This window comes from Rahnella perminowiae, assembly GCF_019049755.1.
GTDB classification, from domain to species: Bacteria; Pseudomonadota; Gammaproteobacteria; order Enterobacterales; family Enterobacteriaceae; genus Rahnella; species Rahnella perminowiae.
This window is the reverse complement of record NZ_JAFMOS010000471.1, coordinates 1-11,315: the sequence shown is the minus strand read 5'-3', so window position 1 is coordinate 11,315 and position 11,315 is coordinate 1. Positions and strand designations below refer to the sequence as shown.

Annotated in this window: 9 protein-coding genes; 2 read left to right on the top strand and 7 right to left on the bottom strand. The window is 50.7% G+C overall.

The window, feature by feature from the left end:
• Positions 1-649: ATP-binding protein (locus tag J1785_RS08700; protein WP_217219232.1), on the bottom strand; the 649-nt coding region annotated here is incomplete at its 3' end.
• Positions 650-1,011: 362 nt separating this feature from the next.
• Here J1785_RS08700 and J1785_RS08695 point away from each other — a divergent pair.
• Positions 1,012-1,479, top strand: coding sequence for a very short patch repair endonuclease (locus tag J1785_RS08695; protein WP_274388852.1), 468 nt, complete (start codon positions 1,012-1,014; stop codon positions 1,477-1,479).
• Between the two features lie 11 nt (positions 1,480-1,490).
• Here J1785_RS08695 and alsS read toward each other — a convergent pair whose 3' ends face one another.
• Both alsS and budA read right to left on the bottom strand, forming a co-directional pair.
• Entirely contained in the window at positions 1,491-3,167 is a 1,677-nt protein-coding gene (gene alsS, locus J1785_RS08690; RefSeq protein ID WP_129953304.1) for an acetolactate synthase AlsS, read from the bottom strand.
• 27 nt (positions 3,168-3,194) lie between these two features.
• Positions 3,195-3,977: an acetolactate decarboxylase gene (gene budA / locus J1785_RS08685; RefSeq protein WP_217219230.1), complete on the bottom strand. Its 783-nt coding sequence runs from the start codon at positions 3,975-3,977 to the stop codon at positions 3,195-3,197.
• A 102-nt stretch (positions 3,978-4,079) separates the two neighbouring features.
• On the opposite strand from budA, the gene J1785_RS08680 reads away from it, so the two are divergent.
• Entirely contained in the window at positions 4,080-4,952 is an 873-nt protein-coding gene (locus J1785_RS08680; RefSeq protein ID WP_129953302.1) for a LysR family transcriptional regulator, read from the top strand.
• Between the two features lie 5 nt (positions 4,953-4,957).
• On the opposite strand, the gene J1785_RS08675 is transcribed toward J1785_RS08680, so the two are convergent.
• The 4 genes from J1785_RS08675 to yfiR all read right to left on the bottom strand — a co-directional run bounded on the left by J1785_RS08675 (position 4,958) and on the right by yfiR (position 11,086).
• A complete protein-coding gene (locus J1785_RS08675; RefSeq protein WP_217219229.1) occupies positions 4,958-8,569 on the bottom strand; it encodes an AAA domain-containing protein in 3,612 nt (1,203 codons plus the stop codon).
• Positions 8,570-8,702: 133 nt separating this feature from the next.
• The gene (gene yfiB, locus J1785_RS08670; protein WP_129953300.1) at positions 8,703-9,200 is read right to left on the bottom strand and encodes an outer membrane lipoprotein YfiB; all 498 of its coding nucleotides are present in this window, start codon (positions 9,198-9,200) and stop codon (positions 8,703-8,705) included.
• A gap of 15 nt (positions 9,201-9,215) precedes the next feature.
• Entirely contained in the window at positions 9,216-10,496 is a 1,281-nt protein-coding gene (gene dgcN, locus J1785_RS08665) for a diguanylate cyclase DgcN/YfiN (RefSeq protein WP_129953299.1), read from the bottom strand.
• Positions 10,497-10,498: 2 nt separating this feature from the next.
• Positions 10,499-11,086, bottom strand: a complete 588-nt coding sequence (yfiR, locus tag J1785_RS08660) for a regulatory sequestration protein YfiR (RefSeq protein ID WP_238483146.1) — start codon at positions 11,084-11,086, stop codon at positions 10,499-10,501.
• Positions 11,087-11,315: the final 229 nt, after the last annotated feature.

Here is an 11,315-nt window from a genome sequence, read left to right as displayed (position 1 = left end):
CATTTATTTTGATTTTTATCTTTGTTTTGATGGCTTCATCAGCTGTAAGAAATCTATGAAAGACTAGCGATAAATGCTTTTCTAGAATGGCTAGTTTTTCATTTACCAAAGATTCTATTACATCACCGCGGAGAGTTTCTAAAAGCCTATCTAATTTTCTCCAAAGCACAATTGTTCCATTTTTTTTTAAATAGTCATTAAGCCCTAAGTTTGATATTTCTTCTTCGTCAAGAATATTTATAATCCATTCATCTCTTTCATCAACTATATCGAGATCCCATTGTGCTGCGCTAATATCATCATTTTTTCTAGTCAATACAGTGAGTTGGCGACATTGTGAAAATGATGCTGTCTTTAGCCCGAGTCCAAACCTGCCTAAGTCATTATCCCCACGTAAATCTTTTGGATTACGAGAGCCGTGTTTCATGGCCCCAATAAGTTCTTGAGAAGTCATACCTGAACCATCATCAATGATGGCCATCTGGGGTTCAGCAGAATCTAAAAAGCAAAAAATGCTTATTTCTGTTGAGCTAGCAGAAATACTGTTATCAATTACATCAGCTATTGCTGTTTCTAGTGAGTACCCAAGATCGCGCAGAGACTCGGATAATGCAGAAGCGCTGGGAGGGAGGCATAATTCCTTAGCCATAGAGTAAGTAAGCTCATCAATTTGTCATTACTGAAAAATGAACTAATTTATACTTTAAGTCAAAGAGTAACTGCAATAGTTAGTTTTACAATGTTATCTGTTATTAAGTGAATAATTTCGATTGTAATTATTTCTTTTGAATTAAAACCACAGCGTGGATAGTTCATTTTTTGATTTAGATCAGTAAATGCATCTCGCCATTACTATCATCACTATCTTATAGTGCTAGGCATATTTCAGCTAAATTATCTGTGAAGCCTAGTAAAATTCGTAATTTAAAATAATAACTTTTGTAGGGTAGTACAAACCTCTTATCATCAGAGCTGTCTATTATTAGTTTTTGACCATTACTTCTCATTCTCATGACAGACATCCACAACAAAGCAACCCGCAGCAAAAACTTGGCCGCGATTAAAAATCGCGGCACTAAACCGGAGAAGAAGTTACTGCATCTTCTCCGGAAGCGGGGCTATTCTCCTCTTCTGAACGTCAAAGAACTGCCGGGAACACCTGATCTCGTTCTACCTGAGTATGGTGTTGTCATCTTTATGCATGGCTGTTTCTGGCATGGTCACGAAAACTGTAAGTATTTCCGACTGCCCGCCACACGCCCGGAATTCTGGCTGAACAAGATCATGCTTTCGAAGAAAAGAGACAAAGAATGCATAAGCCAGCTGTTAGCTAAAAACTACAGGGTCGCAATATTCTGGGAATGTAGTCTCAGGAACCTTCCCCCGTACATGCTCAATTTCATGCTCTCCGGGTTTGATGCCTGGATTCATGATGCATCTTCAGATCGTATTGAGTTTTCTTCTACGACATTTTCCTGAATAAACCCCCCTCAAAAAATCCTTCCCATCTCCAGTTGTCCCATCAATAACGCGTTATCACTGTAATCCACCGGGACGGCGACGACGGCGGGGCCTTGTACGTCCATGGCGGCGCGCAGGGTGCTTTCCAGGGTTTCGGCGGAGGTGACGGCAAAACCTTTGGCGCCGAAGGCGTCGGCGTAGGCTTTGAAATCAATCGGGCCGAACTGGATACCGGAGGTGCGCTGGTATTTTTTCTGTTCCTGGATTGCCACCATGTTATAGGCCTCATCAACCCAGATGATGTGCAGCAGATTGACGCCGAGGCGGACGGCGGTTTCCAGTTCCATGCTTGACTGCATAAATCCGCCGTCGCCGGAAACAGACACCACTTTGCGACCAGGGTCGACCAGCGCGGCGCCAATCGCCCACGGCAGCGCGACGCCCATGGTTTGCTGGCCGTTGGAAATCAGCACCTGACGCGCGCGGAAGCTGTAAAGATAACGGGCGATCCAGATATGGAAACTCCCCATGTCGACGCACAGCGTGACGTCGCTGTTGACGATATCCTGCATCGCGCGTACCAGACGCAGCGGATGGATCGCAAACTGATTCAGGCTGCGGCCTTTTTGATCCAGCAGTGCACGTTGCTGGCGGCGATCTTCGAGAATGGCGACGGAAGAGGCGCTCAGGTTGATGCGTTGCTGAATCTGTTCTGTCAGCAGATCCAGCGTGTCGGCAATATCGCCCACCAGTTCGACGTCCGGCAGATAGTCGCTGTCGGTTTCGGCGGGTATCACGTCGATATGCACCAGTTCAGCGTTGCCGTTGCTCCATTGCGCCGGTTCATACTCGACCGGACTGTAACCGATGGTGATGACCAGATCCGCGTTGCGCAGCAGGCGGTCACCGGCCTGATTGTTGAACAAGCCGACGCGACCGGCGAAGCGGTGGAACGAAGCCTGATCGATAACGCCTGCCGCCTGATAGGTGCTGGTCACCGGCAGATCGCTTTTATGCAGCAGACGGCGGATCGCCTCAGCGTTGCGTGGCTGGCTGGCCATCAGGCCGAGCAGCAGCACCGGATTTTTGGCCTGTTTCAGTAATTGCGCGACCTGCAATATTGCGTCGTGCGGTGCGCTGCCGAGCACCGGCGGTTGCGAGGTCAGGAGTTTACCGCTGGCCGGTTCGTTGACGATATCCATTGGCAGACTGATAAATGCTGCGCCCGGACGCCCGAACTCGGCGGCGCGAAAACCGTTTGCCAGCACTTCGGCCAGGGCGGAAGACGAGGTGACTTCGGCGGAATACTTGGTGACCGGACGGAACATCGCGACGGTGTCCATGGTCTGGTGCACCTGTTTGACATGATCGGCGCGTTTCACCGCACCGCCAAGCGCCACCAGCGGATCGCCTTCGGAGGTTGCGGTGGCCACACCTGTGATCAGATTCGAGCAGCCGGGGCCGGAAGTGACCAGTGCAACGCCTGCTTTACCGGTCAGGCGGCCCACGGCACCGGCCATAAAGGCGGCATTGGCCTCGTGGCGTACCGGAATCGTTTTGATAGGGGAATCGACCAGCGAATCGAATACCCGGTCGATTTTTGCGCCGGGAATACCGAATATGTGTTTTACGCCCTGTGCTTCAAGCTGTGCGACGACCAGATCTGCACCGCATTTCCATTCGCTTTGGCTGTCTGAATTTTTCATGGTTTTGTTCCTTCTGTCTGCGGGCTGTTAACTTTCAACGGACTGAATCGCATCATTTAAATCGTCAGGACATAAGTTGGCATGCAGGAAATCGCTGTCCTGCGGGAAGTCGATTAATAGCTTTTCGACCGTGCCGAAGGTCAGCACGCCGCACTCCACCTGATAATCCAGTACATGGCCGCCACTGCTGCGTGTCTGATTGATGAAATGTTCGTGATAGCCCGCGACGTTAATGCCTTGCATATACGCAGGTGTCAGAAAGCCAATTAGCACACCCTGGCTGTTTTCGATATGAAACGTTGGCTGCGCTTCGATGGCTTCCAGCATCGGTTTATAAGGGCGGTGTTGTTCCGGCACGGTGCGGGTCTCGACGCGGCTGAACTCGCCATCAATGCGCAATGCGCAAAAGGTGTTCTGACTGGCAACGGCGTTGTCGATAACCGCGTGAATTTGTTCGCGGCTGTGCGGGCGATCAATGACGTATTCATTCGTAGGATTAAAGAATGTCATGACGGCGAAGGGTGTTTTTTGTTCCGGTTTTGCCCGCCGGGCGCTGCCGTCGCCACGTAACTGGAAGATATTGCTGTTGAATGCAATCAGTTCACCGTCGAGACGATTAAAGGTACCGAGGCCAAAATCGCCGTGTTTCAACAGCTCTGCCATTGTGGTATCGCCTTCATAGACGCCGCTCAGCAAGGCGCTCATCAGTGATGACTGATAGAGCACGCGGTCAGGATGCTGCTGTTTAAACGCCGTCGCCGTGCGGGCAATATCGGCGACGCAGGAACAGGACTCAGAATGGCTTTTCATGCAGGAACTCCGTTCGAATAGTTAACTTTGCTAACTAAAGGTTGACGCCATTCCGTTCTGAGTTCCAATATGAGGAGGTGTTTACTTTGAGACGTTTTTGATATGGAACTTCGTCATCTGCGCTATTTTGTCGCGGTAGCAGAGACGGGCCACTTCACCCGTGCTGCCGAACTCCTGGGAATATCCCAGCCTCCTCTGAGCCAGCAAATTCAGCGGCTCGAACATGAAATCGGAACCCCTTTACTCAAACGTCTTACCCGTGGCGTCGAACTGACCGAAGCCGGAAAAGTGCTGTACGACGATGCACAAACCATTATCAAGCTGACCGATGCTGCCTTTGAACGTACCCGTGCAGTGGCGCGCGGCTTGAATGGTACGCTGCGCATCGGCTTTGCCACTTCAACGGCTTTCAACCCGCAGGTATTTGAACTACTGCACCGTTTTCGCGACAAATATCCGGGCATGGTGCTGGAGCCTCAGGAAAAAGATATGGCCGGGCTGATGACCGCGATGGGCGAGGGCGCACTGGATGCAGCGTTTATTCGTCTGCCTTGTGAACGCAGCAAGGAGTTTAGTTTTAAGGTGCTGGATATCGAGGAAATGGTGGTGGCGCTACCGAAGAAGCATCCGCTCAGTCAGGGGAAAGAAGTCCGGCTGGCGGCGCTGCGCCACGATATGCTGATCACCTTTCCCCGCGATTTATCGCCTGGGCTTTATGATGCCGTGACTCAGGCGTGCAAAGAGGCGGGATTTTCGCCGCGCTACGGGCAGCAATGTCCGCAAATTACCTCAGCGCTGAGTATGGTGGCGACAGGTTTTGGTTACGCGCTGGTGCCGGCGTCGCTGAGTAAAATTGATGAAACCAATGTGCGCTGTCTGCCCCTGGCAGGGCAGACATTAACGACGCAAATCGCGCTCGCCTGGCGCAGAACGGATAACTGCAAGGCGGCGCTGCATATGGTGGGGTTATTGTAAAAAGGTCAAAGCAGAGAATCTTTCTGAGCCAGAACAAAAGCCGGATCGCGTAATTTAACGCTGACCTCTCTGCGAATGTTTTGGCTGAGATTTCCCTGAAGGCGACAAATCTGGTGATAGCCGTGTGATAACCAGTTCCAGCTTCCCACCAGCGCATAGTGGTTATCCACCAGCAGCAGTTTTTCGTGAGTGCCTTCGTTTATCCGGATCACGTTTTCTCTGCCAAGGGACTGAATATATTGCTCAATCAGCAGAGGATCACCGTCCCGCTCAAAACCATATTTTGCATGATCGTAACCATAATAGACTTTGACATCGATTCCCCGCTGACGCGCCGCAGTTAACAAACTGAGCTGAGGATTTTCACCTTCGCGGTTAAAACGAAGCCAGGGCGACACAACAATCAACTCCTGCTGACATTGTTGAGTGGCGGCATGGAAAGCATCAATATGCTCACAATCCCGGTAATAGGTTTCCACCGCCGGGCTCTGGCTCAGTTCGCTAAACTTAGGGTGCTGGCTTCCCAGTTCAAGAATGAAATCATTAGCACATACTTCAGCCAGCGTTTTCAGATACCGGCCCGCCGCAATCAGACGATCATAATTACCCACCACAATAAATTGTTGTTTGGCCCGGGAAACCGCGACGTTGAGCAGGTTGGGCTTATTGTTCTGGAACTTGTCATTGTCTCGCGGCGAGTGGATCACCGGACTATAAATGATGACTTCAAACCCGGTTCCCTGGAATTGATGAACCGACCCAATTCGCAGGGAATCATAGTGCCCCAGGCGGTTGCCCATTTTTTGGATCAGCAGGTTCTTCTGATTGGCGTAAGGGGTGATAATGCCGACATCTTTCGTCAGGTCATAACCGGCGCTTTCCAGCTTCGTCAGCAGGTCATCAATCGCTTCAACCTCGTCCAGATTGGTATTTGCACCGGGACCCTTTTTGCCCTCCACGCTGTAAAACATCAAATGGTGACTGTCCATCGCCGCAAAGGCACTGGCAACCGCTTCAGAAGGCGGTGCGGTTTCCACAGAAATGCCCTCATAACCGGCAAGCTGAGTAAACAAGGCGGCAATCGGTGGCTGGCAGCGCCGATGCTCATCAAGCACGATGCCGTTACCTATGTCATTGACCGAGCCTGAGGAGGTTCCCGCTGCACGGTGATAGGCGGTGACTAACATCGGTGACATGCGATCATAAAGCAGGTCGTCATCGCCGAAGTGTTGTTCCCGTAGCTGATTTTGCACCCCTTCCGACAGGGTTCTGATTGGCTCGATTTGTGCGGGGTCACCCACAATAATGGCCTGCTCACTGCGGCTCAGCAGAGGAACCAGTGTTTCGACTGACACCATGCCCGCCTCATCACATAACGTCAGATGGTAAGGTTTTACTTTCTCGAAATCCCCGAGGTTTTCATAACCGGCCGGTTTATACGCTGAGGCTAATGTCGTGGCGATGACCGGATAAGCCAGTGAAAGCAGGCGATAAAACTCTTCCTGACGGGCATTTCTGTAAGTGAAGTAATGGGGCGAACGGGTGCGGGTTAATAAGTCTCTCCACACGGTCAGGATTTCTGTGAGCTCGGTTTTGCGGGTTAACTGCTCCTGCCACAGGAATGCGACGGCATCTTCAAACATGGCGCGATGTTGCCGGATAAAACGCAACCTCAGGATATCCGGCCAGTCTCCTTCCGGATAATCTTGTGCGAAGGCGCGCGCCCTCTCTTTGGTCTCTAAAATATGACGTTCCAGAGCCTGTAAACGGCCCAGTTGCTCATGCAGACTTTTCAGTTTCGGGATCCTGTCAGCCTCCGGTTCGGGGCCTTGCAATATCTGCAAGTGGGCTAAATCCTCTTTTTTATTCCTCAGTTCGCGACTGTAATGCAGTAAATCGGCCATTTGCTGATGAGATAAATCATTGAGACCTAACGCCGTGAACTCCGTGAGATTCATGGCCTGGGCTTTTTCGCGTCGGGCATTTCGTTTTCCGGAGAAAAAGCGCGTCAGGAAAGCGGCGATGCCTGAACGGGGATAATCACCGTAAATATCTTCGAGCAAATCCGGAAGGGTTCCCTGCATAAACCGGGTGAGTGCCGTCAGATCAAAACTGACTGGCCAGACTGAAAGCCAGTACCGGGCGCGGATATTGGCCTGTTCCCAGGCTTCCAGTTTCTGCGCATGATTCTTTTGTTCATCATGAAGAAAACGGGCAACCGCGGTGAGATGGACAGCGTTAAATGAAGTGACCGGGATCCCGACAGACTCCGCCTGCAGGACAAAAGCGTCCTGCTCACTTTTCAGGATCGCGTCGAGATCATGCAACCGGGTCGTCGGGTCGCCGCACGCAGAGATGGCCTGCTGAAGCGCATTTTTCCTGGTGTGATAGTGCGTATAACAATGGTTAATCATTTCCCGGTTCTGGCACAGACGCTGTTCAGCGGATCCGCGCGCACGGGCATCGGCAGATTGCTGCTCATAAGTTTTTAACAACTTATCGATGCGCATGACTTCAGACTGGACTTTTTCTTTTGAACCGGCCTGGAAATACAACCAGTCGAGACCTTTTACAACATCATCATCGCGTAAATCATCAATGACATTTTCTACCGCTTTAATGGCCGTCGAGGTGATGAGCATGCCCAGATTACGATCATTGCCGTCAATAATAGCCAGGGCGCGCTCAACCACTTTTTGCGCAATTAATGATTTGAATAACGTGGTTTTACCGGTTCCCGGCGCGCCCTGAACCGCCACGAGGGGCAGGTTTTTTTGAACCGATTGTAATGCCTGCATTTGCCCGCGCCCCAAAGGGTATTTTTTTTCAAATAATCCCAACGTGACTACTTTATTTATTTCTTCATTATTGAGTGGCTCATCCTGCTGACATAAATATTTTTGCAGCAAAGGAAAGGCGGACAGGTCATTACGGGACGTTAAACAGGTGAAATCTTTACCGTCGCGCTGTGTATTAAAGTCTTCATTATGCAATTCGCAGATCAGGGCATTGAATCCCGTTTCCAGTCTGGCATTTCGCCATTTAGTCCCAACCAGTTTCTCTTCAATCCACATCTTCAGACCCGCAAATGCCTCCAGGAATGAATTATATTTTTGTTCATTCAGGGCGCTGATCAGGCTCATCATATGGCGATTTTCGCCCAGTTCGCTGATATCAAATCCCAGTAATTCTTTGAATGCGGACAACAGCGGAGAAACACGGGTGCCATCCTTAACCGGGATTAAAACAGTTTGCTGGCCTTCCTGTATGAATAATTCAGGATTCAGCTGAAAGGAAAATAAAGGGAGGTATTTCGTGGTTTGTTTGTTATTGCTGAATTCACTGTAGCGGATGATCGGGAAGAGGAAATGTACCGGTGTTGTACTCTCTACTTTCCCTTTCTTATCATACTTAATGTATTTTTGTTTCAGAAGCTCAAGGGTATTAGACGAAAGTGTAATGCGTATTCCGTCATCATCATCACGAACGTTCCGGTCAGTAAGGTATACTTGCTGGTATTCGTGAAGGTTGTCAGCCGGGATTTTACTTTTTTCCATGCCGCTGTATTTGATATATTCCTGCCAGGCCTTCAATACTTTTAATGATGTATCTTCCATTGCTGAAAACTGTCCTGAAAATGAGCTAATGATGGGCTATTGCACCAGAATCAATAGGATAGTGAGAGGGGGATGAAGGAATAATACGCCTCAGCGTTGAGGCGTACCAGTCTGTTACTCAATTCAGTGTTATTTACACCACAATAATCACAGACACGCGACGGTTCTGGGCGCGTCCGGCCTGGGTTTTATTGCTGGCAACGGGCTGGCTCTGACCTAATCCGCGGGTATGGATATTGGTACGCGGCATTCCCGCATCGGCAAAGGCGGCGGCTACCGTGTTGGCGCGATGCAGTGACAGATCGTTATTGTAACCGGCGTCACCGTAGTTGTCGGTATGGCCGTCGAGATTGACTTTATTCAGGCCGACATGCAGCAGTTCACCGGCCAGTTTTTCTACCGACTGCTTACTTTCTGGCGAAAGCGTCGCCTGATTATTGCCAAACAGCACTTTGGCATCCAGCCCCAGTTCCCAGCCATCTGCCGTCTGTGAGAAACCATTTTTTTGCAGTACGGCGATTTGTTCTGGCGTTAATCCCGCCGGTTTGCTCTGACAGGCGACCAGCAGCAAAATGCACAGCCCCGTAGCGGCGAAATGACACCAGGTCTTGAAAGTGTTGCAGATCTTCATATTCAGTAATTCCTTTTAGTCTTTCATCACGGCAGGAAGCGGCATACCTGAAGAGACATGCCAGCAATTGCCGGAAATTTTTTTCGAGCGGTACATGGCCTCATCGGCCTTATCCAGTAACTCTTTCGCGCTGGTGGCCTGAGAAGGCGACAGCGCAATACCGATACTGAGAGAAACATCCAGCGTCTTGTTATTGAGCAGGATGACGGGGGTTTTCATGATTTCAACAATCCGTTCGGCAAAAGCCACGGCCTCTGCGGTGGAAACCATCGGTTCAAGCAAAATGGCAAATTCATCGCCGCCCAGACGCGCCAGCACATCGCCTTTACGCAGTGTTTTCGCCATCCGTTCGCCTATCACCATCAGCACGCGGTCTCCGGCGGCATGACCGAGTGAGTCATTGATCTCTTTAAAGTTATCGACATCAATAAACAACAAGGCCAGTGAAAGCGCCGGGCGCATCGGGTTAAAGCATTGGTTGAGCGTATCAATGAAAAACGCGCGATTATGCAGACCGGTCAGTCCGTCATGCAACGCTTTTTGGGTCAGTGAGACGTTCTCGTTGCGCATATGGTTTTCCCAGGCTTCCAGCTCAGTCAGCAGGCTGTTGAAGTCCTGGCTCAGGGTGTGTAGCTCGACAATCGGCGCGGAAGGTACGCGCAAATTGAACGACCGGTTGGCCGTGACGTCATGAGTGACGCGCGTAATGTGACCGAGGGCATCGACAATGCCTTTTTGCATCCTGCGGGAAAAATACAGCGCGACCAGTGCCGTCAGTACCAGACAGCCGATCAGGCTAAGCACCGTTTCCAGCAGGAAGCCCGTCAGGCTGCCGCCGTTACCGGCGAGCCAGACGGTACCGATGAGCGAACCTGAATGATTCACTGGCATCGTGATGGGTTCCGGGAAAGCCAGGTGGCCGACGAACTGGCCGAGCTTGTCCCAGTTGCTGTTTACCGGTCTTTGCCATTCGGTGAACGTCGCTCCGGCAGGCGTCAGAATTTTAGCCTGGGTGAAATCGCCTCTTTTGGCGATGAACTCCAGCGAATCATGCGCGGCAGCAGGGTCGTTAAACACCAGCGCAGCTTCGGTGGTGTAGCTGATGGCACGCGCGGTCAGTTGCAGATTATTTTCGGCATGCGAACGCAGGGCGATCAGGGCCAGCAAAATCAGTAAAAAACCGGCAAGGCCAATCGCGGTCAGAATCACAATCATATGGATTCTGTTCAGTGCGGCGCTTAGCGTCGGGCGCTGGCGCGGCTGTTCTTTGTCAGGAACAGGAATTTGATTTTCCATAGTTACTCCTTTTCCCTGGCAAGTTGTAATACGGCGGGATTAACCCGCACACCGCTGCGGGACAGCGTGTCCAGATTCAGTTTGAATCCGGTATGAAGGGGCGTGATCACCAGACAAAATGCGTTCAGTAATGCGCAGGCATCGTCCTGCTCACTGAGGGTCAAAATGGCGTGGCCTTCCAGACGCAGATGCAAATCGTTTTGCTGCTCTGTCGTTGTACTGCCGGAATAAATCGCATCGCATTGCGTCGTCAGCAGCGGACTCTCAAAAGGCAACGTCATCACTTTGAGCGGCCTGCCGGTAAAAGCGCTGCCATCGGGCGTGAGTAATGCGGCGTATTTGACTGGCGGAATGATGCACAGCGTTAAAGAAGAAGAGGCCGTTTTGTCAGGCCAGCGCGAATAACTGAGGATTCCGTTAACGGTCTGGGCGACGGCGGCATCAGGTGACGTCTCGCTGGTTTCGGCGATAACCGGTTTTAACGGCGCGATCAGAAGCACCGTCAGTAGCGCAAAGCCATACGCGGCCTTAAACAAATGGCCGGCAGGTATCCTCCCTGACAGGTAAAAAGGTGATCGGGCTTTTTCCATTGCGTCGCTCTGCGTTTCTTCCGGTTGAAAGTGTTTCACCGGAATAAGAATAACTTTATCGGCATAACTTCGGAAAGCGTCAATAAAAAATTTTCGCCCTGAAAACGCATGCCTTTTGTGTCGATTTTTTTACAGGAAACAGAAAAGTTGCGAATACTAAAGGAAAACTAATGGATTGTGTAATTTCTGCGAGATTTTTTTTGAGCAGAGGCAGGCGAGGGGCGCCGAT